Below are 23,852 nucleotides of genomic sequence, written 5' to 3'. Positions count from 1 at the left end.
GCGGACCGGCCTTCGCACGCAGGAGGACGCGTCTCCCCCAGTCGACGGGCCTGCCTCACCGGACACAGGAAAGAGGACGAACATGGCTGTGATCTCCCGCGGGTTCGGTGCACGACGCAGAGCGTCCGATGAGCGGCTCCCGCCCGGCCAGTACGTGACAGAGGACTTCCCCGTCCTGTCGGCCGGACCCACGCCTCGGGTCCCCACCGAGAGCTGGGAGTTCGCGATCGTCGGCCTCGACGGCATCCGGCGCACCTGGTCATGGGAACAGCTGCACGCGCTCCCCGTCGACACCATCACCACCGACATCCACTGCGTCACGCGCTGGTCGAAGCTCGGCACCCGCTGGCGGGGCGTCTCGCTCGACCACCTGCTCGCGGACGCCGGGGAGGGCGCGTTCACACGGGTCTTCTCCTACGGCGGCTATACGACGAACGTCCCGCGCGCAGACCTGTCCGGCGGGAAGGCATGGATCGCGTTCGAGTTCGAGGGAGCACCGCTCGGCGCCGAGCACGGCGGCCCCGCACGTCTCCTCGTTCCGCACCTCTACTTCTGGAAGTCGGCCAAGTGGGTCCACGGACTCGACATGCTGGCGACGGACGAACCGGGATTCTGGGAACAGAACGGCTACAACATGTACGGAGACCCCTGGAAAGAGGAGCGGTACTGGTGACGCCGTCGTCACCGTGGCTCCTCGCCAGAGTCGTGGAGACCCGGCAGGAGACTCCCCACGGGCGCGTTCTTCGCCTGCGCGTCGACGGCTGGCCGGGGAACATCGCCGGGCAGCATGTCGACGTGCGTCTCACTGCTGAAGACGGCTATCAGGCGGTGCGCTCGTACTCGCTGGCATCCTCCGGTGAATCCGACGTGCTCGAACTCGCGGTCGACGAGCTTCCCGACGGCGAGGTCTCCCCGTACCTGGTCGAGGATGTGCGCCCCGATGACGAGCTCGAGGTGCGCGGTCCGATCGGCGCCTATTTCGTGTGGACTCCCGATCACCCGGGACCCGTGCAGCTCATCGCCGGCGGGTCGGGCATCGTTCCGCTCGTCGCCATGGCCAGAGTCCACGCCGACGCCGCCAGCCGTGTGCCGATGCGGATGCTGTACTCGGTCCGCTCGCCGGACGACGCGTTCTACGCCGAGGAGTTGACCCGTCTCGCCGGCGGCGAGGGCTTCACCGTCGATTGGGCCTACACACGGTCGGCCCCCGTCAGCGTCGCGAGACCGGCCGGGCGGGTGGATGCGACGATGATCGCCGCCTCCACGATTCCCGCGAACGAGAGTCCATCGGTCTTCGTCTGCGGACCGACAGGATTCGTGGAGGCCGTCGCCGATCTCCTCGTCGCCGCCGGGCACTCGCCCGACCGCATCCGCACCGAGCGCTTCGGAGGTGCCTGATGAACGCCACCCACCCTGGTCATCACACGAGCGTCGACGGCAACGCCGCTGGCGGAGTCCTGCTCGAGATCTTCGGCAGGGACATGACCGCAGCACTCGCGACCTGCCGACACTGCGAGCACGAGGCCGCGCTCGCCGACGCGGTCGCCGAGATGGACCAGGCCGGCGTCATCCTGCTCTGCCGCGGATGCCGCCACACCCTGCTGACCTCCCTGGCGTCGGAGGGCGAGCGCACGCTCGATATCGGCGGACTCAGCCGACTCCGGTGGTCGTCTGAACCGCTCTCGACCGCCTCGGTCCACGGCGCCGCGCGATCGAGACTTCATGACCACGCAGGCACGACGACGATAGGAGACCGCGGTGAGCGACATCGATGAATTCATCCGTGCGGACATCCCCCCGTCCGGAGACGGGTGCGTGGAGTGCGAGCGCTTGGGCTCCTGGTGGCTGCATCTGCGACGATGCGCGTTCTGCGGCCATGTCGGATGCTGTGACGACTCCCTGCACAGACACGCGACGAAGCACGCGCACGACAGCGGTCACCGCGTCATCCAGAGCTTCGAGCCCGGTGAGGAGTGGTTCTGGGACTACACGACCGAGACAGCGTTCGAAGGCCCCGTCCTGGCGCCTCCTCGCGCGCACCCGCGGTCGCAGACCACACCGGGCCCTGCCGACCGGGTACCTGCCGACTGGGAAGGGCAACTCGCCGGGAACGCATGACACCGCCATCGTCGTGACACGTACCGACTGCGCGGCCATCTCACCGGCTCTCTGCTGCGGTCTCCGCCGCGTCAGGAGGACTCGGGGTCGGCCTCGAGGAGTTCTCCCGCTCGCTCAGGCGAACGTCTCGGCCCGTTCGGCGGCGGACCCCACTCGCCCTCGGATGAAGAAGACGAGCACCAATCCGGCGACGATGACGATGATGTTGCCGGTGCCGGCGATCGAGCCCAGGCTGCTTTCCGCGGGGTACTCCGTGTGGATGAAGATGCTGGGGTCCGTGCTCGCGTGCAGCAGGATCGGCGCGATGATCGTGCCGGTGACGCGCATTGCGAGGTACATCAGGATGCCGAAGAAGAACGTGTACACGAGCTGGAAGGCCGTGCTGGACAGCGGTGCTCCGCCGAACGCGTTGCCTGCGTGCATGAATGCGAACAGGCCGGCCGAGGTGAGCGCCACGGCGATCTCCTTGTGACCGGCGTCTCGCATGATCTTGACCACGTAGCCACGGGTGACGACCTCTTCGGCGAACCCGACGAAGAGTCCGGTGAGCAGCCAGGTGAACACGAAGTCCAGGGGTGCCTTGCTGTAGTCGACGCTGAGCATGTGCAGGATGTTGAACACCAGCACGACCGCGATGGCGATCCACATCCACCCGCTGCCACGGATCGGCTGCCGGGCGAACAGGCCGCGGAGCCACCCGACGGACGCACCGAAGATCACCAGAAGGATGCCGCCGCCGAGGATCGGCAGCGCGAAGAAGATGACGGTGAACGCCGCCGTGCCAGGGTCATCGCCCGCGAATGGGACCAACGGCAGCACAGCGAACGACAGCGCCTGGAACGCGATGAAGTACACCACGACGAGGAGGACGGCCTTCCACCAGCGCCCGGTATTCCAGAACCTCGCCCAGGCAGATCGACCGGTCACATCACTCATCACGTATCCCACCCGAGCCGCCGGTCGGCTCACAGCATCAACATAGCGTTTCCCGGGCGTCGGGCCAGGGACACCAGGGGTGCGAGAAGCGAAGGCGGCACGCCAGAACCCCGAGCCGATCGCATCCGGTCGATGCTGCAGATTCGAGGTGGGCCCTGCCGGGATCGAACCGACGACATCCACGGTGTAAACGTGGCGCTCTACCAGCTGAGCTAAAGGCCCTGGTGCTGGACAGTCTATCCGGTGCCCGATGCGCGACGCTGTCGTGGAACAGGGCTAGGCTGAACCAGGCGCGCGTTGTGCACAGCCGACAAGGCTGCCCGTGTCGCTTCCCGTTTCCTTGGCATGACCTGCCAGCTTGACGAAAGGCTCCACCCGTGACCGTTCACGATCAGGATCCATACTCCCAGGGCCCCCAGGACAGTGATCCGGAAGAGACCGGCGAGTGGCAGCAGTCGCTCGATGAGCTGGTGGATGCGAAGGGCCACGGTCGTGGCCGCGAGATCATGCTCAGCCTGCTCAAGCGCTCCAAGGAACTGCACCTCGGCGTACCGATGGTCCCCACCACGGACTACATCAACACCATCGCGAGCGAGAACGAGCCCGAGTTCCCCGGCGACGAGGAGATCGAGCGCCGCTACCGCGCCTGGATCCGCTGGAACGCAGCGATCACGGTGCACCGCGCACAGCGCCCCGGCATCGGCGTCGGCGGCCACATCTCGACGTACGCCTCGTCGGCCGCTCTCTACGAGGTCGGCTTCAACCACTTCTTCAAGGGTGCGGACAACCCCGGCGGCGGCGACCAGATCTTCATCCAGGGCCACGCCTCCCCCGGCACCTACGCCCGCTCGTACCTCGAAGGTCGCCTGAGCGAGGACCAGCTCGACGGATTCCGCCAGGAGAAGTCGCACGCACCGCACGGCATCCCCTCGTACCCGCACCCTCGTCTGATGCCGGACTACTGGCAGTTCCCGACCGTGTCGATGGGCCTCGGCCCGATCAACGCGATCTACCAGGCGATGTCCAACAAGTACGTCGAGAACCGCGGCATCAAGGACACCTCCGCCTCGCACGTCTGGGCCTTCCTCGGCGACGGCGAGATGGATGAGGTCGAGAGCCGCGGACAGCTGCAGGTCGCAGCGAACGAAGGCCTCGACAACCTGACCTTCGTCGTCAACTGCAACCTCCAGCGCCTCGACGGCCCGGTGCGCGGCAACGGCAAGATCGTCCAGGAGCTCGAGTCGTTCTTCCGCGGCGCCGGCTGGAACGTCATCAAGGTCGTCTGGGGACGCGAATGGGACGACCTGCTCGCCCGCGACACCGAGGGCGCACTCCTCAACCTCATGAACGTCACCCCTGACGGTGACTACCAGACGTACAAGGCCGAGTCCGGCGCGTACGTCCGTGAGCACTTCTTCGGCCGCGACGAGCGCGCCGCCGCCCTCGTCAAGGACTACTCCGACGACGAGATCTGGAACCTCAAGCGCGGTGGGCACGACTACCGCAAGGTCTACGCCGCATTCAAGGCAGCGACCGAGCACAAGGGTCAGCCCACTGTCATCCTCGCGAAGACCGTCAAGGGCTACGGCCTCGGTCCGCACTTCGAGGGCCGCAACGCGACCCACCAGATGAAGAAGATGACGCTGGACAACCTCAAGACGTTCCGCGACGCGATGCACATCCCGATCTCGGATGCGCAGCTCGAGGAGAACCCGTACCTGCCCCCGTACTACAACCCGGGCCCCCAGGACGAGACGATCCAGTACATGCTCGAGCGTCGTCAGGCACTCGGCGGCTTCCTGCCGGAGCGCCGTTCCACGCACGTCGGCCTCTCGCTGCCGGATGACAAGGCGTACGCGCTGCCCAAGAAGGGCTCCGGAACGCAGGAGATCGCCACGACTATGGCGTTCGTCCGTCTGCTGAAGGACCTGCTCCGCTCGAAGGACTTCGGCCACCGCATCGTGCCGATCATCCCCGATGAGGCGCGCACCTTCGGCATGGACGCGTACTTCCCGACCGCGAAGATCTACAACCCGAACGGCCAGCACTACACGTCGGTCGACCGCGAACTGCTCCTCGCCTACAAGGAGAGCCCGCAGGGCCAGATCGTGCACGTCGGCATCAACGAGGCGGGCGCCCTCGCGGCGTTCACCGCTGCCGGCACGTCGTACGCGACGCACGGCGAGCCGCTCATCCCGGTCTACCTCTTCTACTCGATGTTCGGGTTCCAGCGCACCGGTGACGCCCAGTGGGCAGCCGGTGACCAGATGGCGCGCGGATTCATCATGGGCGCGACCGCCGGCCGCACGACGCTGACCGGTGAAGGCCTGCAGCACGCAGACGGACACTCGCACCTGCTCGCCGCGACGAACCCCGCGACGATCTCGTACGACCCCGCGTACGGCTACGAGATCGCGCACATCGTGCGGTCTGGCCTCGAGCGGATGTACGGCGGCGACCACGAAGACCCGAACGTGATGTACTACATCACGCTCTACAACGAGCCCATCGTGATGCCGGCTGAGCCGGAGAATGTCGACGTCGACGGCATCGTGCGCGGTATCCACCGCGTCTCGGTCGGCGAGGGCGACGGACCCCGTGCCCAGCTCTTCGCATCGGGGGTCGGACTCCCCTGGGCTCTGGAGGCGCAGGAGCTGCTGAAGAACGACTGGGGCGTGATCGCTGACGTGTGGTCCGTCACCTCATGGACCGAGCTGCGCCGCGACGGCCTCGCCGCCGACGAGCACAACTTCCTGCACCCGGAGGAGGAGCCCCACACGGCGTACCTCACCCAGAAGCTGCAGGGCGCAGAGGGTCCGGTGGTCGCAGTCAGCGACTTCATGCACGCGGTGCAGGACCAGATCCGCCCGTGGGTTCCGAACCGCTTCGCCACGCTCGGTGCCGATGGCTTCGGCTTCTCCGACACGCGTGCCGCTGCTCGTCGTTTCTTCAAGATCGACGGTCCTTCCATCGTGGTCCGCACCCTGCAGTCGCTCGCCGAAGACGGCGTCGTCGACCGCTCGCTCGCGGCCCAGGCGATCCAGAAGTACCGTCTGCACGATGTGAACGCCGGCACCAGCGGAAACGCGGGCGGCGAAAGCTGAGCCCTCGGTGACAGGTTCGTCTTCCAGCGGTATGGACAAGACCGCGACGCTCACATGGCTGCGCCGGATCTCCGGCGACATCGCCTCGGTGACGATCAAGCGGCTGGAAGACACCCTCCCGTGGTACGCCGACATGCCACCAGCCCGCCGCTCCGCGGTCGGGCTGGTGGCCCAGGCCGGCATCACCTCATTCATCCAGTGGTACGAGGACCCGACCTCGACGCCGTGGATCGCGGCCGACATCTTCGCAGCGGCCCCCCGTGAGCTGCTGCGCAGCGTCAGCCTGCAGCAGACCCTCCAGCTGATCCGGGTCACCGTCGAGGTGACCGAGGAGCGCGTCGCCGGCAAGGGCAACGACCTCCGCGAGGCGATCCTGCTCTACTCGCGCGATGTCGCCTTCGCCGCCGCAGACGTGTACGCCCGCGCGGCCGAGGCCCGTGGCCTGTGGGACGCCCGCCTCGAAGCCCTCGTCGTCGACTCGATCCTCACCGGAGAGGCCGACGAGGAGCTGCCCAGCCGTATCGCCGCGCTCGGCTGGCACGGACACGGCGAGGTCGCGGTGCTCGTCGGCACGACTCCCCCGCAGTTCGATGTCGACCTCGTCCGACGCACGGCTCGCAAGCTCGCGGTCGACGTGTTGATCGGCGTGCAGGGTTCCCGCCTCGTGCTCGTGCTCGGGCGCGCCAGGGTCGCCGGCCACGACACCGAGGAGGTCGAGGACGAACTCGGCTTCCAGGAGATCGCAGCCCGCCTCGAGCCGTCGTTCGGTCCCGGGTACGTCGTGCTCGGACCGGAGGTCGTCGCCCTGGTCGATGCCAGCCAGAGCGCACGCGCCGCCCTCGCCGGATTCGCGGTCGCTCGCGCCTGGCGCAGTGCCCCGCGCCCCGTCGAGGCCGACGACCTGCTGCCTGAGCGCGCACTCGCCGGCGACCCGCTGGCCAAGCAGACGCTGATCGAGCGCATCTTCCGCCCGCTGCAAGCCCATTCGACCGATCTCGTGACGACGCTGTGGAGCTACCTCGACAACGGACGCTCGCTCGAGGCCACCGCACGCGAGCTCTTCGTGCATCCGAACACCGTGCGCTACCGCCTGAAGCGCGTCAGCGAGGTCATCGGCTGGGATGCCACCGGCCCCCGAGAGGCGCTGATCCTGCAGACCGCACTGATCCTCGGTTCGATCGGTGCGACCGAGCAGACTCGCCGTCGACCCGCCCTTCGTCGCCCGCCGCGCTGACTCGGATCCGATTCGCTGTGCGCCACACACAAGGCTTTCGCACAATCTTGTGATGGATCATCCACCGTTTGCGAGCATTCATTGGCAGACTGGTCTGGTGATTGTCGTCGTCTGCCCTGGTCAGGGCTCGCAGACCCCCGGTTTCCTGTCCCCTTGGCTCGAGCTCGACGGAGTGGCTGATCGCCTCGCCGCGTACTCGGAGGCCGCCGAGGTCGACCTGCAGCAGCACGGAACGGAGTCGGATGCCGACACGATCCGCGACACGCGCATCGCGCAGCCGCTGATCGTCGCGGCATCGCTGATCGCCGCCGACGCATTGCATGCTCGTGCAGGGCGAGCGGCAGACGGCATCGCGGGGCACTCCGTCGGCGAGATCGCCGCACTGGTCGGCAGCGGCGTGATCGATGCCGAGACCGGCATGCGTCTGGTCGGCATCCGCGGCCGCGCGATGGCGGATGCCGCGGCGCAGACGCCCACAGGCATGAGTGCCGTGCTCGGCGGCGACGAGCAGGCCGTGCTGGCCCGACTCGCCGAACTCGAGCTGTCCCCCGCGAACTACAACGGCGGCGGCCAGCTGGTCGTGGCCGGTGCGCTCCCCGCCCTGGCGGCGTTCGCCGAGGAGCCGCTGAAGGGCACCCGCGTGATCCCGCTGCAGGTCGCCGGCGCCTTCCACACCGCATACATGGCCTCGGCCGTCGCCGCGCTCAAGGATGCCGTCGCCACGGTCACTCCGCGCGACCCCCAGGTCACCCTGTGGACCAACCGCGACGGCTCGACGGTGTCCGACGGCGCGACCGCCCTCTCGTACCTGGTCGACCAGGTCTCGTCGCCGGTCCGCTGGGACAAGTGCATGGAGTCCTTCGCCGAGCACGGCATCACCGGTCTGATCGAACTCGCCCCCGCTGGTGCACTCACCGGTCTCGCCAAGCGCGGGCTGCGCGGCGTGCCGACGGTCGCAGTGAAGACCCCCGAAGACCTCGACGCAGCCGTCGCGCTGCTGAACGGAGAAGCCGCATGAGCGCCACCCTGACCCAGATCACGGGCCCCGCCTACACGCGCATCTACTCCTACGGTGCGGCGCGCGGCGAGAACGCCGTGCCGAACGACGACCTGATCGGCCCGATCGACTCGAGCGACGAGTGGATCCGCCAGCGCACCGGCATCATCACCCGCGTCCGCGCCGACAAGGACACCGATGCGATCGACCTCGCCGCAGCAGCCGGCGCGGAAGCGATCGAGAAGTCGGGCATCGCCGCTGACCAGATCGACCTCGTGATCGTCGCGACCATCAGCAACCCGAAGCAGTCGCCGTCGGTGTCCGCGATCGTCGCCGACCGCGTCGGCGCCAACCCGGCAGCCGCCTACGACATCAATGCCGCGTGCGCCGGGTACTCCTACGCGGTCGCGCAGGCCGATGCCCTCATCCGTGCCGGTGCAGCGCACTACGCGCTGGTGATCGGCGCAGAGAAGCTCTCGGACGTCGTCGACCCTGCCGACCGGAGCATCTCGTTCCTGCTCGGTGACGGCGCCGGTGCGGCCGTGATCGGCCCGAGCGACACGCCGGGCATCTCCCCGGCAGTCTGGGGTTCCGACGGCTCGAAGGCCGATGCCGTCGGCATGAACGGCACCCTGACCCAGTTCCGCGATGGCGAGGTGCCGTGGCCGACGCTCCGTCAGGAGGGCCAGACCGTGTTCCGCTGGGCCGTGTGGGAGATGGCCAAGGTCGCCCGCGAGGCCCTGGATCGCGCCGGTGTCGAGCCATCGGACATCGCCGCGTTCATCCCGCACCAGGCGAACATGCGCATCATCGACGAGTTCGCGAAGCAGCTCAAGCTGCCGGAGACGACCGTCATCGCGCGCGACATCGAGACGACGGGCAACACCTCGGCAGCCTCGATCCCGCTCGCCAGTCACCGGCTGATGGCCGAGCACCCCGAGCTCTCGGGCGGTCTCGCCCTGCAGATCGGCTTCGGTGCCGGCCTCGTGTTCGCCGCCCAGGTCGTCGTCCTCCCCTGAGAACGACCCGACCTTCTCTAGACTGTTCCACGGTTCCGATAACAACCCGCAAGAAAGAGGAAGACCACATGGCTTTCACCAACGATGAGGTCCTCGCCGGCCTCGCAGAGCTGATCACCGATGAGACCGGCATCAACGCTTCCGAGGTCGCCCTCGAGAAGTCGTTCACGGATGACCTCGACATCGACTCCATCTCGATGATGACGATCGTCGTCAACGCCGAGGAGAAGTTCGGCGTCACCATCCCCGACGACGAGGTCAAGAACCTCAAGACCGTCGGCGACGCCGTCAACTTCATCGTCGCAGGCCAGGAGTAATCCACGCAGGATGCCACCCCCGCGCCTGCGGGGCGTGGCATCCTCCGCCTTGCCCGCACAATCCGCTCGACCCGCCCGACAAGGAACCACACCATGACCAAGCGCATCGTCGTCACCGGCATCGGCGCCACTTCCGCCATCGGCGGGACAGCTCCGGAGAACTGGACCAACCTGCTCGCGGGCATGTCCGGTACCCGCACCCTCGAGCACGACTGGGTGAAGCAGTACGACCTCCCTGTCACCTTCGCCGCTGAGGCGATCGTCCGTCCAGAAGAGGTCCTGCCCCGCCATGAGGCGAAGCGGCTCGACCCGTCCTCGCAGTTCGCACTGATCGCAGCGCGCGAGGCCTGGGAGGACGCGGGCTCTCCCGATGTCGACCCCGAACGGCTCGGCGTCGACTTCGCCACCGGCATCGGCGGCCTCTGGACGCTCCTCGACGCCTGGGACACCCTGCGCGAGAAGGGTCCGCGTCGCGTCATGCCGCTGACCGTGCCGATGCTGATGCCGAACGCCGCAGCAGGCAACCTGTCGCTGCAGTTCCACGCCCGCGCCTACGCGCAGACCGTCGTGAGCGCATGCGCCTCGAGCACCGAGTCGATCATCCACGCCTTCCACCACCTGCAGGACGGTCTCGCCGATGTCGTGATCGCCGGTGGAGCCGAGTCGGCGATCCACCCGATCACCATGGCGTCCTTCGCCTCGGCGCAGGCGCTGTCTCGTCGGAACGACGACCCCGCCCACGCCTCCCGCCCCGGCGCGATCGACCGTGACGGCTTCGTCATGGGCGAGGGCGCCGCGGTGCTGATCCTCGAGACCGAGGAGCACGCCAAGGCGCGTGGAGCCAAGATCTACGGGTACGTCCTCGGCGGTGGCGTCACAGCCGACGCGTACCACATCACGGGCAACGACCCGGAGGGCACAGGAGCAGCTCGCGCCGTCACGCACGCGCTGGAAGAGGCCGGCATCACCGCCGACCAGGTCACGCACATCAACGCGCACGCGACCTCGACGCCCGTCGGTGACCCGAACGAGTACGTCGCCCTGCAGCGCGTGTTCGGCGATCGCCTCCCCGAGATCCCCGTCTCCGCGACGAAGGCCTCGACCGGCCACCTCCTCGGCGGCACCGGTGCACTCGAGGCGATCTTCGCCCTGCTCGCGCTGCGCGACCGCGTCGCACCGCCGACCATCAACATGACCGAGCCCGACCCCGCTGTGCCGTTCCGCCTCTCCGGCGAGCCGACGCCGCTCGGCGACGGGCCCCAGATCGCGATCAGCAACTCGTTCGGCTTCGGTGGCCACAACGCCGTCCTCGCCGTCGCGAGCGCCGACTGACCGCAGATCGCACGAGGAAGGCCCCGGGAGCATTCCCGGGGCCTTCTTCATGTCATGACCGCGTCAGTGCGACCGCACCGGAGCGAGTCGGCGGGAGCGCTCCTCGCGCAGACGTGTGATGGCCGGCAGGAACCAACCGACGAGCGGTCCCACTCCCAGCGCGAACAGCACGGTGCCGACGCCCACCGGTCCGCCGAGCAGGAAGCCCACGAGGAGCACGCTCCCCTCGATGAGCGTGCGGACGATCCACACCTTCCATCCGGTGACGCGCACGAGGCCCGTCATCAGCCCGTCACGAGGTCCGGGGCCGAAGCTCGCCGCGATGTACAGGCCGGTGGCGAACGCGAGCAGCACAAGGCCGGCCACGAACATCGGTGCCCCGATCCAGATCGAGGGCGGTGCGGGGATGAGGGCGAGTGTGAGGTCGGCGCTCGGGCCGACGAGCAGCGAGTTCAGCAGGGTGCCGACGCCGACGCGTTGACGCAACGGGATCCACAACAGCAGCACGACCACCGAGACGAGCACGGTGATGGTGCCGTATCCGATGCCGGATTGCCCGGAGACGCCGAGGGCAAGCACATCCCAAGGAGCGACACCGATGCCGCCACGCACCATGAGTCCGAGTGAGACGCCGTAGAGGAACAGTCCGACGAGCAGCTGCACGAGGCGCTCGACAAGGTCCCGTCGGCTCGTGGCGGTGACGGGGATGAACACGGAGCGCAGCTGCATCCTTCCATCGTGGATGGCGGCGGTCCCGAGAACACGAGACCAGTCATCGAAAAGTGGTCTGCAGATATGAGGCCACTTTGCGGCATGCTGGATCCATGACATCACGACTCGTGGAGCAGCTCGGCGCGCAGAACGCCGCTGGGTCGACTGCGGCCGAGCTCGCGGGCCAGATCCGCGCGCTCATCCTCGACGGACGCCTCACGGTGGGCGAGCGACTGCCGAGCGAACGGGCGCTGGCGCTCGAGCTGCGCCGATCGCGCTCGACCATGACCCGCACCTACAGCCTGCTGGAGAGCGACGGCTACGTCTCGCGCCTGCACGGCGGCAGCACGCGGGTCGCACTCCCCCACGCCGACCATGTGGTCATGGGTGCCGACGACGACTCGGCGATCGACCTGTCGATCGCCTCGATGGACTCAACGCCGGGTCTCTACGACGCCACCGTGCGCTCGCTCCCGCGGCTCGCGGCCCTCCGCAGCACCTCCGGATACTCCCTGCAGGGGTTGCCGGAGCTGCGCGACGCGGTGGCGCGACGCTACACGCAGCGCGGGGTGCCCACGACCGCCGAGGAGATCATCATCACCTCGGGCGCCCTCAATGCGGTCAATCTCGTGCTCGCGACGATCGGCCGCCGCGGTGAGCGCGCGGTGGTCGAGCAGCCGTCCTTCCCGCACGTCCTCGACGCTCTGCACCGCAACGGCTACCGGCTGACGCCGACTCCGGTCGGCGTCGAGGGGTGGGACATCCCTCATCTCACCGAGCTGCTGTTGCGGGGCCGGCCGCTCGTCGCCTACCTGATCCCCGACTTCCACAACCCCACCGGGGCCACCATGACGGATGCCGATCGCGATCGCGTCTCGGCCACCGCCCGCAGCACCGGCACGCACCTCATCGCGGACGAGACGACCACCGAGCTCGACATCGACCGCGGGTGGTCGCCGCTGCCGATGGCCGCGTTCAGCCCGCAGGTGATCACGGTCGGCTCGATGTCGAAGATCGCATGGGGAGGATTGCGACTCGGGTGGATCAGGGCCGAACGGTCGCTCATCTCGCGCCTGCTCGCGGTACGCCCGTCGTTCGAGCTCGGCACCGCGCTGCTCGACCAGTGCATCGCGGTCGAACTGCTCGATGAGATGCCGGCACTCAGCGAACACGTCCGCTCGCGCCTGCACGCGGGCCGCACGGCGGTCACGGCCGGGCTCGAGGCGATCGGCGACCTCCAGATGCCGCGCACCCCAGGCGGGCTGTCCGCCTGGATCGACCTGGGAGCGCCGATCTCGACGCGACTCTCGCTCGCTGCCCGCGATCGACAGCTCATCGCGCCACCAGGACCTCGGTTCTCCACCGGAGGAGTGCTCGAGCGCTACCTTCGCATCCCGATCACGTATCCACCCGAGCGCACCGCAGAGGCCATGGAACGACTGCGGCTCGCCTGGCACGACCTCCGTGAGGGCGCATCCGCTCGTCCCGTCGTCGCGACCCATGCTGCCGTGATCTGACGGCATCGCCCCGAACGACGAGAACCCCGTCTCTGCGGACAGAGGCGGGGTTCTCGTCGAATGGAGCGAGGATACGTTTCTCAGCGTCCGGGATGAACACCGGCATCCGGTACTCGGCCTCCCGCGCTCCAGGTCTCGGGTCGGACTCAGCCGACCTTGTGGAGCCAGACGACGCGCGCGTCGTCGCTGGCATGGCGGAAGGGCTCGAGCTCCTCGTCCCAGGCAGAGCCCAGGGCGATGTCGAGTTCGCGCTGCAGTTCGAACGCGTTGCCCGCAGCGATCTCCATCGCGTAGCGGATGCGGTCCTCGCCGATCACGATGTTGCCGGCCGCGTCAGCCTGGGCGTAGTGGATGCCGAGGTCAGGGGTGTGCAGCCAACGACCGCCATCGCTGCGCGGCGTCGGGTCTTCGGTCACCTCGAAGCGGAGGTGCTCCCAGCCGCGGATCGCGGTGGCGAGTGCGGCGCCGGTACCCACCGGGCCGTCCCAGTAGAACTCGGCACGGCGCGCGCCGTCGAGCACTGGCTGGTCGCTCCAGTCGAAATTCACTGCGCGACCGATAGCGCGTCCGACCGCCCATTCGAGGTGCGGGCAGAGCGCGCGAGGTGCCGAGTGGATATACACCACTCCGCGTGCGTAAGCCGTCGCCATGATCTCTCCGTTCATCAGGTGCGTCTTCCCCAACGACCTCATGCAAAGAGTGGCGGCGATATGCGGTTGTGGGCCCATTCTCGCCCAGTCCGGAGGAAATCACAAGCGTGTGATTCATACGACGAAGGCCCCGGTCGGATGACCGGGGCCTTCATGTGTTCGCTGGGGCGCTTCGACGAGCTCAGCGACCCATCGGGATCGGCTCAGCGACCCAGCGGGATCGGCTCAGCGACCCAGCGGGATCGGCTCAGATGAGGCTCAGGCCTCGCTCATCGCCTGCTTGACCTGCTGACCCTTCGCCGCGTAGTACGCCGCGCGCGCGGCATCCTTGCGCGCCTGCTCGGCATAGCCGTGCTCGAGCACGTCCTGCGGAACCTCGACGTTGGGCACGTCGTCGGTGCCGTGGTACTTCTCGATGTACGCGTCGAGCTCGGGGCCCGACGTCCACGAGGTGATCAGGCAGTAGCGCGGGTCGGTACCGTTGTGCGTCGCGGCGTGCCACAGACGCTGGGTGTCGACGATGAGCTGAGCACCGGCCGGCAGCGCGAGGCGGTACTCGATGCTCGGGTCGGTGCGGTTCTCGCGCAGGACGAAGTAGCTGTCCTTGTCGTCCGTCAGGTTGAAGAAACCACGGACGACCCAGCCGGTGCCGTCGGGGTTCAAACGGTTGTTGTCGTCCTGGTGGAGGTTGTAGAGGCACTCACCGTACGGGGTGGGCTGCAGCTCGATGACGCGGCAGCGGCCGACGTTCGCACCGGGCTCCTGCGCGCGACGCGTCAGGTTCGGGGCCTTCTCGATCTGCGAGTCGATCCACACGCCGTCCTTGTCGGTGCGCGGCGGCTTGTGGTTCCAGAAGCCGTTGCACTCGATGTCGCCGAAGGCGCTGGCGAGCGGAGCGAAGCGGGTGTCACCCGACGACTTCCAGTCGTTGTACTCGATGTCGAGCCATTCCTTGGGGTCGAGTTCCTGGTTGTAGCTGTCGAGGACGACGAAACCCTTCTCCTCGAGCGCGGCGGACTTGATGTATCCCATGAGCGAGTCATGTTCCTTTCATCGGGGGCCAGCACGTTTTAACAGGCCCTGATAAGGCAAGCCTAACAGCGACCCCCGAGCGCGCATCAGAGGGTCGCCGTGAATAAGCGAATAGACTGATCCGGGCGCCAGGCGAGTCCTCGGCGCACGGCGATACGGGAGGATCAGAGACCAGCATGAGCACTGCCACCAACGTCGAGGCGACAGCAGTCAACACGATCGAGTGGCTCGCAGCCGGTTCCACCACCATCGTCGTCCCGGTGTATCAGCGGCAGTACCGCTGGGACATCGGCGGGTGCGAACGCCTGCTGTCGGACGTCCGCGCCGTCGCCGCGGAAGACGATGCCCACCGCCACTTCATCGGCTCGATCCTGTCGGCGCACGACACGGCAGCGGAGAGCGATCTGATCCTGATCGACGGACAGCAGCGCATCACGACACTCATGCTCCTGGTGGCCTCGCTGCACCACGCGGTCAAGGATTCCGATCCGACGCTCGCCGCCGAGCTCGAGCGGGTGCTGGTCCGCCAGGACGACCCGACCCGCACCAAGCTGCGCCCGCACGACGCCTGGGCCGAACTCTACGAGTCCGTGGTGCTCGACCGCCGCGACGACGCGGACCGCGAGTCCCGGTTCGACGACAACTACGCGTTCTTCCGCAGCCAGATCCACGCTGATGAGGTACCGTCGATCTGGCGCGGCCTGCGTCGGCTCGAGCACGTCTCCATCACACTCGGCGCACAGGCGAACGCGCAGCAGATCTTCGAGAGCCTGAACTCGACCGGCGAACCGCTGCGCGATCACGAGCTCATCCACAACTACATCCTGATGGGGCTCACGCACTCGGAGCAGCTGGATGTGGAGGCCCGCTTCTGGCTGCCGATCGAACGCCACACCGGTGAGGCGATCGGCGCGTTCTGGCGCCACTTCCTCGTCATGACGACGGGTCGCGAGGTCGCAGCGAACGGCGAGCACGGCGTCTACAGCGCGTTCCGGCACTCGTTCCCGCACGTCGACCTCGAGCACCTGCAGGCGCACGCCGAGGTGTGGCGGCACTACGCCGAGATCTACGGCATCCTGCTCGACCCGACGACGGAGCCGGATGCCGAGATCGCTCGGCAGCTGCGCCACGTGAACACCTTCGGACGCTCCGCCTATCCGCTCGTCCTCGCCGCCTACAGCGACCACCGCCGCGGCGTCATCGACCGCGCCGAGTTCCTCGAGACGCTCGAGTGGATTCAGGCGCTGTACCTGCGCCGCACGCTCGTGAACCTGCCGAATGAGCGGCTCGTCGCCCGGCTGTGCCGCGCCCGTCTCGACGGCCGTGACGCACTGGCCCGTGCCTTCGCCCGCATCACACCATCGGATGAGCGTGTGAGCGCAGTGCTGAAGTACAGCGAACTCCCCCACGCCGCATACGTGCTCGGACGCCTCCAAGGCATCGACGACACCGCCGGGTTCGACGTCGAGCACGTCGTGCCACCGGTGCCCGGGGACGCCTGGTCCGGCGACGGCGTGCGGCCGTGGATCGACTACAGCGATGACGAGCAGAACAGCCACCGCGCTCTCGCGCCGACCCTCGGCAACGTGACGCTGTTGGAGCAGGAACTCACGGAGCGCGTCTTCGGCTCCTCGTTCCCCGTCAAGCGCGATGAGGCGTACGCGCGCAGCTCGGTCACAGCGACCCGCGAGCTCGCCGATGTCACCGTCTGGGACACTGCGGCGATCTCTGCGCGGACGGTTCGGCTGACCGCCGACCTCCTGCGCATCTGGGCTCGCCCCGCGCTGCCCGAGATCGACGACGACGGACTCACCCCGATCCTCGACGCCGTTCGTCGCCGAGGCTGGCCGGCCGGCTGGGAGCGTGAGTTCGACTACGTCGAGTACCGCGGCGAACGGTGGGAGGTCCCCGACGTCAAGTACCTCTTCAACCGGGTCTTCCGCCGCGCCTGGACCGACACCACGGATGCCGCCCGCGCATACTGCGCTGCGCACGGTGGACCGATCTACGACGAGATGGCTTGGAAGGGCCAGTGGGATGCGCTGGATGACGCGCACTTCCTCTACATGGGCTGGGACTCCAACTACATGATGAGCGCGGTGCAGGGCGTCATCGAGGAGTCGGGGATCGCCGCTGAGGTGTTCGTCAAGTACTCCTACATCGGCAACGTGATGTGACAGCGGTTCGCCCGCGTTAGGCTCGACAGGTGAGCACTGTAGTCCGTCATCTGCTGGATCTGACCGTCGAAGAGCACACGCTCACCGTTCCCCTCGTCTGGGGTGATCCAGCCGACACCCGCACGATGGACATCTTCGCCTCGGTGGTCTCCCGCGAGGGCGGCGAGACGCTCCCCTTCCTGGTGTTCCTGCAGGGCGGACCTGGCCACGAGGCGCCGCGGCCGTTCCACGGCCCTGCATCTCCCGGCTGGCTCGACGAGGCGCTCGCCCACTACCGGCTCGTGCTGCTCGACCAGCGCGGCACCGGGCGCTCGACGCCGGTCGGCGATGACGACCTTGGTCAGGGCTCGTCGGTCGTCGCCGAATACCTCACGCATCTGCGCGCCGACGCGATCGTGCGCGACTGCGAGGCGATGCGCGAGCACCTGGGAGTCGATCGGTGGAGCGTGCTCGGACAGTCGTTCGGCGGCTTCACGACGCTCGCCTATCTGTCGACCGACAGCTCCTCGCTCACCGACGTGTTCATCACCGGTGGCCTGAGCGCGGTCGGCCGCCACCCCGACGATGTCTACGCACTCTGCTACGACAAGATGCGCACTGCCTCCGAGAAGTACTACCGCCGATTCCCCGAGCATCGGGACGCGATGCGACGCCTGGTCGATCGGGCGGCCTCTGGCGACATCGTGCTGCCTGACGGCGAGATCGTCTCCCCGTCGCGACTGCGCTCGATGGGTTCGGCACTCGGCACGGACGACGGCTGGCAGACCGTGTGGTCGCTGTTGGAGCGCGACCCCCGCTCCAACGCCTTCCGCCACGACCTCGCCCACGCGATGCCCTACGGCGGCCGCAACCCGCTGTACTTCGCGTTCCACGAGTCGAGCTATGCGGACGGCCACGCCACTCGCTGGTCGGCCGAGCGCACCGAGCCTGCGGACTTCCGCGACGACGTCACGCTCTTCACCGGTGAGCACATCCGCAGCGAATGGACCGAGACGGTGCCGGCGTTCCAGCCGTGGCGCGATGTCGCTCGCGAGCTGGCCGAGTTCGAGTGGCCGCAGATCTATGACGCGGACGCGATCGCGGCATCCGGTGCCACCGGCGCTGCCGCGGTGTACGTGAACGACGTGTACGTACCGCTGGAGTACTCGCTCGAGACCGCAGCACTGCTGCCGGGCGTGCAGCTCTGGGTGACCAGCGAGCACGAGCACAACGGCTTGCGGTCGGGTCCGGTGCTGAGCCGGCTCATCGACCTCGCGCACCACCGCCGCATCCGCTGATCGATCTCTGAGCCCCCAAGCCGGCCCGGATGCACGCCAGAAGGTGTCGCGAATGGCCGCCTCTCGGGCGAGCAGGCGGCCACGTGCGACACCTGCCGGATCGCAGGTGTCGCAGATGGTCGCATCTGCCTGGATGACGCGGCCGGATGCGCCACCTGCGCGCCGCCACCTGCACGCCGTTCGCTCAGCCCGAGCATGACGAAGGCCCCGCACTCCGTGGAGTACGCGGCCTTCGTGGGGACGGACCTCAGTTGGAGGAGCCGCCGAAGCCCTTGAAGCGCTGGTTGAACTTCTCGACGCGACCGGCCGAGTCCATGATGCGCTGCTTGCCCGTGTAGAACGGGTGCGACGCAGAGGAGATCTCGACATCGATGACGGGGTACTCGATGCCGTCCAGCTCGATGGTCTTGTCGCTCGTGACGGTGGAGCGGGTGAGGAACGTCTCGCCCGAACCGAGGTCACGGAAAACGATGGCCCGGTACTCGGGGTGAATGTCAGTCTTCATGGGATTCCTTCGTTGCTGCCCTGGATTGTGCCAGGGACGGGGAAGTCTGTGGCGCAGACAGCGCCAAGGGTCGAGTCTACCAGGCCTTCGACAGCCTCAGGAACCGAATCTCAGGAGGCTGCGCGTGCGGCGTAGCGGCCGCCGTCGCTGCTGAGCACGATCGGCATGCCGAACGCCTCCGTGAGCGAGTCCGCCGTGAGCGTCTGCTCGATCGGTCCTGCCGCGACCACCTTGCCCTCACGGATCAGCATGACGTGCGTGAAACCGACGGGGATCTCCTCGACGTGGTGCGTGACCATCAGCATCGCGGGCGTGGTCGGCGACGATGCGTAGCCGGCGAGCAGCGCGAGCAGCTCCTCGCGGGAACCGAGATCGAGGGATGCCGTCGGCTCGTCGAGCAGCAGCAGCTCGGGGTCCGTCATCACGGCGCGAGCGATCTGCACACGCTTCTGCTCGCCGTCGCTCAACGTGCCGAACGTACGCTCCGCGAGGTGATCGAGTTTCCACTCGCCGAGCACACGCAGTGCGCGACGCTCATCGATGGCCTCGTAGGTCTCGTTCCACCGGCCGAGCACCGAGTACGCGGCGGTGAGCACCGTGTTCAGCACGGTCTCGTCGCGCGGCACGCGCTTGGCCATCGCCGACGACGCGAAGCCGATGCGCGGACGCACCTCGAACACGTCGGTGCGCCCGAGCGTCTCGCCGAGCACGGTGACCGTGCCGGAGGTCGGGTGCATGAGCGTGTCGGCGAGCTGCAGCAGCGTGGTCTTGCCCGCACCGTTCGGTCCGAGGATCACCCAGCGCTGATCGTCCGCGACCTGCCAGGTCACGTGATCGATGATGTTGCGCCCTTCGCGGCGCACGACGACGTCAGTGAATTCCAGGGCGCTCGACATGCTCCAAGCCTATCGACTCACGCGGTGAGCTCCGCGTACAGCGCGCGGGTCGTGTCGGCGATCGCGCCCCAGCTGAAGTCGGTCCGAGCCCGCTCCCGGCCGGCGGCACCGTACTGCTTCGCCCGTTCGGCGTCCATCGCCACCTCGGTGAGAACAGCGGCGAGATCGGCGACGTAGCGCTCAGGGTCGACCGGCGTCCCGGTGCCGTCCTGCACCTGGTCGATCGGTACGAGTCGTCCGGTGACGCCGTCGGCCACGACCTCGGGGATGCCGCCGGTCGCCGTGCCCACGACCGCAGCGCCGCACGCCATGGCCTCGAGGTTCACGATGCCGAGCGGTTCGTACACCGAGGGGCAGACGAAGGTGGTGGCCGCGGTGAGGATCGCGGAGAGTTCGTCGCGGGGCAGCATCCGCTCGATCCAGATGACCCCGTCGCGGGTCTGCTGGAGCAGACGGACGCCCTCCTGCACCTCCGCCATGATCTCGGGGGTGTCGGGGGCGCCGGCGCACAGCACCAGCTGCACTTCGGGCGGCAGCAGCCGCGCAGCCTGCAGCAGGTACGGCAGCCCCTTCTGCCGCGTGATGCGTCCGACGAAGACGACCGACGGCCGTGCGGGGTCCATGCCGATGGACTCGAGGAAGGCCGGGTTCTCGACCGGGCGCCAGCGCTCCACGTCGATGCCGTTGTGGATCACGCGCACGCGCTCGGGGTCGACCTGCGGGTAGCTGCGGAGGATGTCGGCTCGCATCCCGGCGCTCACCGCGATGACCGCGGCGGCATTCTCGTACGCGAGCTTCTCGATGCCGCTGGACACCGCGTACCCGCCACCCAACTGCTCGGCCTTCCACGGCCGCAGCGGCTCGAGGCTGTGCGCGGTCAGCACATGGGGGATGCCGTGGAGCTGCGAGGCCAGGTGACCGGCGAAGTTGGCGTACCAGGTGTGACTGTGCACGATGTCGGCATCCGAGATCGCGGAGACGATCTCGAGATCCGTGCCGAGCGTCTGCAGCGCGGCGTTCGCGGAGGCGAGCTCGACGGGTGCGCGGTACGAGAACGTGCCGGCCTCGTCGCGGGCTGCGCCGAACGCTCTGACCTGCACGTCGATGCTCTGCCGCAGGGCGGTGACGAGCTCGGCGACGTGCACACCGGCGCCGCCGTAGATCTCCGGCGGGTACTCCTTGGTGATCATTTCAACTCGCATGTCTGAACGCTAGTACAGCGAGCCAGAAGGCATCTATGGTGGAGCCATGTCGGCTCCAAAGAAGGTTTTCGGGATCATCCTCGCCGGTGGTGAGGGCAAGAGGCTCATGCCCCTCACCGCAGACCGCGCAAAACCCGCAGTTCCGTTCGGCGGACAGTACAGATTGATCGATTTCGCGATCTCGAACCTCATCAATTCGGGGCTCCGCCAGGTCGTCGTGCTCACGCAGTACAAATCGCACAGCCTCGACCGTCACATCTCGCAGACGTGGCGCATGTCGGCGCTGCTCGACTCCTACGTCACGTCGGTCCCCGCGCAGCAGCGACTCGGCAAGCGATGGTTCTCCGGATCCGCCGACGCGATCCTGCAGAGCATGAACCTCATCAATGACGAGAAGCCCGACATCGTCGTGGTGATCGGAGCGGACCACGTCTACCGGATGGACTTCCGTCAGATGCTCGACGCGCACATCGCGTCCGGTGCGAAGGCCACGGTCGCCGGCATCCGCCAGCCGATCTCGCTCGCCTCGCAGTTCGGCGTGATCGATGCGGATGCCGGAACGGGACGCATCAAGCAGTTCCTCGAGAAGCCGAGCGACCCGGCCGGCCTGGAGGATTCCCCGCACGAGGTGCTCGCCTCGATGGGCAACTACATCTTCGACGCTGATGCGTTGATCGCCGCCGTCGAGGCCGACGGCGAATCCCCCACATCCGGCCACGACATGGGCGGCGACATCGTCCCCTACTTCGTCGACCGCGGCGAAGCCGGCTACTACGACATGAAGCAGAACGAGGTCCCCGGATCCTCGCCACGCGACAGGTCGTACTGGCGCGACGTGGGGACGATCGACTCCTTCTACGACGCGCATCGAGACCTGATCTCGACCCTGCCGATCTTCAACCTCTACAACATGGAGTGGCCGATCCACTCGCAGGCGGTGAACTCGCCGCCCGCGAAGTTCGTCCGCGATTCGGTCGGCCGCATCGGCAACGCGATCGACTCGATCGTCTCGCTCGGCTCGGTGCTCTCGGGCACGCATCTCGAGCGGAGCGTCGTCGGGCCGTGGACGCTGGCCGGCGGCGGATCGACCATCACCGACTCCGTGGTCTTCGATCACGTGCAGGTGGGCGCAGGCTCGAGAGTGCACCGAGCGATCCTCGACAAGAACGTCGTCCTGGCGGACGGTGCGACGGTCGGCGTGGACCGCGAGCGCGACCTCGCTCGAGGCTTCACGGTCACCGAGTCGGGCATCACGGTCGTCGGCAAGGGCGTCTTCATCGAGCGCTGAGCGTCACGCGGTCTCCTATCGGCGGCACGCTCGCTAGGCTCGTTCAGGTGACCACTGCGCGCTTCCTCGTCGTTCTCGATGCCGACTCCACGCTCATCCGCAACGAGGTGATCGAGCTGCTCGCCGACGAGGCGGGGCGGCGCGAAGAGGTGCAGGCCGCGACCGAGGCTGCGATGCGCGGCGAGGTCGATTTCGCCACCAGCCTGCGTTCACGCGTGGCGGCGCTGCGGGGGGTCCCCGTCGAGTCGTTCGAGCGGGTTCGAGCACGCATCGAGCCGACGCCCGGCGTGCTCGAGCTGACTGCGGCGGTGCACGAGCGCGGCGGCGTCGTCGGCGTCGTCTCCGGCGGGTTCCACGAGATCCTCGACCACATCGCGCCAGCACTCGGCGTCGACCGTTGGCGGGCCAACCGCCTGCAGCTCGTCGACGGCGCGCTGAACGGCGAGGTCGACGGTGAGATCGTCGATGCGGCTGCCAAGGCCTCGACGCTGCGCGACTGGGCAGACGAGCTCGGAGTGCGTCCCGGCGCGACGATCGCGATCGGCGACGGCGCCAACGATCTGCAGATGATGGCGGCCGCCGGGCTCGGTCTGGCGTTCAACGCGAAGCCTGCCGTGCGCGCAGCCGCGAGCCTGGTGATCGGGCCGCAGGATCTCTCCGAAGTGATCCCGCTCCTCCCGTGACGGACGGCCGCTGAACAGATCGGTCGGGACGGCCCCGAACGGGTCCTGCGTAGGCTGATCGGATGCAGCAGGAGATTCCACTGTCCGGTGGCAACGCCAGCGCCGGCGTGGTCCGCGTCGGCGAGACGGTGCGCAAGCCCTGGACCGAGCACTCCCCCGGCGTACTCGACTACATGCGTATCCTCCGCGCACGCGGGATCGATCTCCCCGCTCCTCTGGGGCAGGACTCGCAGGGCCGGATGATGACCGAGTTCGTCGTCGGACCGCTCGCGATGCACGACGCTCCGCTGACCGGGCTGCAGTTCGCACGCGTCGGCGCGATGGTTCGGGCCATCCACGACGCCAGTCGAGGTCTCGACGCCGATGCACTCGGGCTCGGGCCGGCGCTGATCCCCGTCGCCGGAGCCGACCTGGTCTGCCACGGCGACCTCACCCCCTGGAATCTGCTCACCGGAGAACGCTGGGTCTTCATCGACTGGGACGGCGCGGCAGCGAGCACCCGCGTCTGGGACCTCGCGTACTCGGCGCAGGCGTTCACGCTCAACGACGCGACGTCCGACCCCGACCGTGCCGCGGAGGATCTGCAGGCGTTCGTCCGCGGGTACGAGGCGGATGCCGCACTGCGGACCGAGCTGGCGGATGTGCTCTCGCGCCGCGCCTGGGCCATGCATGACCTCCTCGAGACTGCGCACCGCGATGGGCGAGAGCCGTGGGGATCGATGTACACGGACTTCCACGGTGCGCACTGGCGAGGTGTCGCCCGCTACCTGGATGAGCATGCGGCGATCTGGGCGCACGCGCTCGCGACGCTGTGAGGTGCCGGCGACCCGTCGAGAATGTCGGCAGCCGACGGTAAC

General features: G+C 68.0%; 23 protein-coding genes and 1 tRNA gene. 16 read left to right on the top strand and 8 right to left on the bottom strand.

The genetic code is table 11. The features are described 5' to 3' along the window. The first annotated feature begins 82 nt into the window (after positions 1 to 82). The 4 genes from RS83_RS13980 to RS83_RS13965 are packed head-to-tail and all read left to right on the top strand — an operon-like array spanning position 83 to position 2,118. Positions 83 to 673, top strand: a complete 591-nt coding sequence (locus tag RS83_RS13980) for a molybdopterin-dependent oxidoreductase (protein ID WP_045280127.1) — start codon at positions 83 to 85, stop codon at positions 671 to 673. Continuing rightward, on the top strand, positions 670 to 1,398 hold the full coding sequence (locus tag RS83_RS13975) for a ferredoxin reductase (RefSeq protein ID WP_045280126.1): 729 nt from the start codon (positions 670 to 672) through the stop codon (positions 1,396 to 1,398). The genes RS83_RS13980 and RS83_RS13975 overlap by 4 nt, the downstream gene beginning before the upstream one ends. Beyond that, positions 1,398 to 1,775 carry a DUF6510 family protein gene (locus RS83_RS18370; RefSeq protein ID WP_052679126.1) on the top strand — a complete coding sequence of 126 codons (378 nt, stop codon included), beginning with the start codon at positions 1,398 to 1,400 and terminating at the stop codon, positions 1,773 to 1,775. The genes RS83_RS13975 and RS83_RS18370 overlap by 1 nt, the downstream gene beginning before the upstream one ends. Then, positions 1,759 to 2,118 (top strand): UBP-type zinc finger domain-containing protein, encoded by a 360-nt coding sequence (locus RS83_RS13965; protein WP_045280125.1) that lies wholly within the window; start codon positions 1,759 to 1,761, stop codon positions 2,116 to 2,118. Before RS83_RS18370 ends, RS83_RS13965 begins: the two co-directional genes overlap by 17 nt. A gap of 114 nt (positions 2,119 to 2,232) precedes the next feature. Here RS83_RS13965 and RS83_RS13960 read toward each other — a convergent pair whose 3' ends face one another. Further along, positions 2,233 to 3,054: a CPBP family intramembrane glutamic endopeptidase gene (locus tag RS83_RS13960; protein ID WP_045280124.1), complete on the bottom strand. Its 822-nt coding sequence runs from the start codon at positions 3,052 to 3,054 to the stop codon at positions 2,233 to 2,235. Positions 3,055 to 3,203: 149 nt separating this feature from the next. Then, a tRNA-Val gene (locus RS83_RS13955) sits at positions 3,204 to 3,276 on the bottom strand. 155 nt (positions 3,277 to 3,431) lie between these two features. Here RS83_RS13955 and aceE point away from each other — a divergent pair. The 6 genes from aceE (at position 3,432) to RS83_RS13925 (ending at position 11,057) form a co-directional block, all read left to right on the top strand. Further along, on the top strand, positions 3,432 to 6,158 hold the full coding sequence (aceE, locus tag RS83_RS13950; RefSeq protein ID WP_045280123.1) for a pyruvate dehydrogenase (acetyl-transferring), homodimeric type: 2,727 nt from the start codon (positions 3,432 to 3,434) through the stop codon (positions 6,156 to 6,158). Positions 6,159 to 6,189: 31 nt separating this feature from the next. Then, positions 6,190 to 7,392 carry a PucR family transcriptional regulator gene (locus tag RS83_RS13945; RefSeq protein ID WP_045280122.1) on the top strand — a complete coding sequence of 401 codons (1,203 nt, stop codon included), beginning with the start codon at positions 6,190 to 6,192 and terminating at the stop codon, positions 7,390 to 7,392. Positions 7,393 to 7,489: 97 nt separating this feature from the next. Then, positions 7,490 to 8,410 (top strand): ACP S-malonyltransferase, encoded by a 921-nt coding sequence (locus tag RS83_RS13940; protein WP_045280121.1) that lies wholly within the window; start codon positions 7,490 to 7,492, stop codon positions 8,408 to 8,410. Continuing rightward, positions 8,407 to 9,408, top strand: coding sequence for a beta-ketoacyl-ACP synthase III (locus tag RS83_RS13935; RefSeq protein ID WP_045280120.1), 1,002 nt, complete (start codon positions 8,407 to 8,409; stop codon positions 9,406 to 9,408). Before RS83_RS13940 ends, RS83_RS13935 begins: the two co-directional genes overlap by 4 nt. A gap of 68 nt (positions 9,409 to 9,476) precedes the next feature. Beyond that, positions 9,477 to 9,725, top strand: coding sequence for an acyl carrier protein (locus RS83_RS13930; RefSeq protein WP_017202249.1), 249 nt, complete (start codon positions 9,477 to 9,479; stop codon positions 9,723 to 9,725). A 93-nt stretch (positions 9,726 to 9,818) separates the two neighbouring features. Then, positions 9,819 to 11,057 (top strand): beta-ketoacyl-[acyl-carrier-protein] synthase family protein, encoded by a 1,239-nt coding sequence (locus RS83_RS13925; protein ID WP_045280119.1) that lies wholly within the window; start codon positions 9,819 to 9,821, stop codon positions 11,055 to 11,057. Positions 11,058 to 11,120: 63 nt separating this feature from the next. Here RS83_RS13925 and RS83_RS13920 read toward each other — a convergent pair whose 3' ends face one another. Further along, on the bottom strand, positions 11,121 to 11,786 hold the full coding sequence (locus RS83_RS13920) for a YczE/YyaS/YitT family protein (RefSeq protein ID WP_045280118.1): 666 nt from the start codon (positions 11,784 to 11,786) through the stop codon (positions 11,121 to 11,123). 95 nt (positions 11,787 to 11,881) lie between these two features. Here RS83_RS13920 and RS83_RS13915 point away from each other — a divergent pair, with 95 nt between their 5' ends. Further along, positions 11,882 to 13,285: a PLP-dependent aminotransferase family protein gene (locus RS83_RS13915; protein WP_045280117.1), complete on the top strand. Its 1,404-nt coding sequence runs from the start codon at positions 11,882 to 11,884 to the stop codon at positions 13,283 to 13,285. Positions 13,286 to 13,431: 146 nt separating this feature from the next. Here RS83_RS13915 and RS83_RS13910 read toward each other — a convergent pair whose 3' ends face one another. Together RS83_RS13910 and RS83_RS13905 are read right to left on the bottom strand one after the other, a co-directional pair. Then, complete coding sequence (locus tag RS83_RS13910; protein WP_045280845.1) at positions 13,432 to 13,935, bottom strand: DUF3145 domain-containing protein; 504 nt, start codon at positions 13,933 to 13,935, stop codon at positions 13,432 to 13,434. A gap of 258 nt (positions 13,936 to 14,193) precedes the next feature. Beyond that, positions 14,194 to 14,967, bottom strand: a complete 774-nt coding sequence (locus RS83_RS13905) for a hypothetical protein (protein ID WP_045280116.1) — start codon at positions 14,965 to 14,967, stop codon at positions 14,194 to 14,196. 176 nt (positions 14,968 to 15,143) lie between these two features. On the opposite strand from RS83_RS13905, the gene RS83_RS13900 reads away from it, so the two are divergent. Both RS83_RS13900 and RS83_RS13895 read left to right on the top strand, forming a co-directional pair. Then, complete coding sequence (locus tag RS83_RS13900) at positions 15,144 to 17,144, top strand: DUF262 domain-containing protein (RefSeq protein WP_045280115.1); 2,001 nt, start codon at positions 15,144 to 15,146, stop codon at positions 17,142 to 17,144. A gap of 29 nt (positions 17,145 to 17,173) precedes the next feature. Continuing rightward, positions 17,174 to 18,421 (top strand): alpha/beta fold hydrolase, encoded by a 1,248-nt coding sequence (locus RS83_RS13895; RefSeq protein ID WP_045280114.1) that lies wholly within the window; start codon positions 17,174 to 17,176, stop codon positions 18,419 to 18,421. Positions 18,422 to 18,668: 247 nt separating this feature from the next. Here RS83_RS13895 and RS83_RS13890 read toward each other — a convergent pair whose 3' ends face one another. From RS83_RS13890 to glgA, 3 genes are all read right to left on the bottom strand, one after another. Next, positions 18,669 to 18,926: a type B 50S ribosomal protein L31 gene (locus RS83_RS13890; protein WP_045280113.1), complete on the bottom strand. Its 258-nt coding sequence runs from the start codon at positions 18,924 to 18,926 to the stop codon at positions 18,669 to 18,671. Positions 18,927 to 19,036: 110 nt separating this feature from the next. Continuing rightward, a complete protein-coding gene (locus RS83_RS13885; RefSeq protein ID WP_045280112.1) occupies positions 19,037 to 19,822 on the bottom strand; it encodes an ABC transporter ATP-binding protein in 786 nt (261 codons plus the stop codon). A 17-nt stretch (positions 19,823 to 19,839) separates the two neighbouring features. Further along, positions 19,840 to 21,024, bottom strand: a complete 1,185-nt coding sequence (gene glgA / locus RS83_RS13880; protein WP_045280111.1) for a glycogen synthase — start codon at positions 21,022 to 21,024, stop codon at positions 19,840 to 19,842. 46 nt (positions 21,025 to 21,070) lie between these two features. Between glgA and glgC the strand changes: the two genes are divergently transcribed. From glgC to RS83_RS13865, 3 genes are all read left to right on the top strand, one after another. Then, positions 21,071 to 22,312, top strand: a complete 1,242-nt coding sequence (gene glgC, locus RS83_RS13875; protein ID WP_045280110.1) for a glucose-1-phosphate adenylyltransferase — start codon at positions 21,071 to 21,073, stop codon at positions 22,310 to 22,312. Between the two features lie 47 nt (positions 22,313 to 22,359). Continuing rightward, on the top strand, positions 22,360 to 22,995 hold the full coding sequence (gene serB, locus RS83_RS13870; RefSeq protein WP_045280109.1) for a phosphoserine phosphatase SerB: 636 nt from the start codon (positions 22,360 to 22,362) through the stop codon (positions 22,993 to 22,995). A gap of 62 nt (positions 22,996 to 23,057) precedes the next feature. Continuing rightward, a complete protein-coding gene (locus RS83_RS13865; protein WP_045280108.1) occupies positions 23,058 to 23,810 on the top strand; it encodes a phosphotransferase in 753 nt (250 codons plus the stop codon). Positions 23,811 to 23,852 lie beyond the last annotated feature (42 nt).

The organism is Microbacterium oxydans (genome assembly GCF_000956525.1).
Taxonomy (GTDB): Bacteria; Actinomycetota; Actinomycetes; order Actinomycetales; family Microbacteriaceae; genus Microbacterium; species Microbacterium oxydans_A.
Note: the sequence above shows the minus strand (reverse complement) of the source record. Positions and strands in the feature narration are given on the sequence as shown.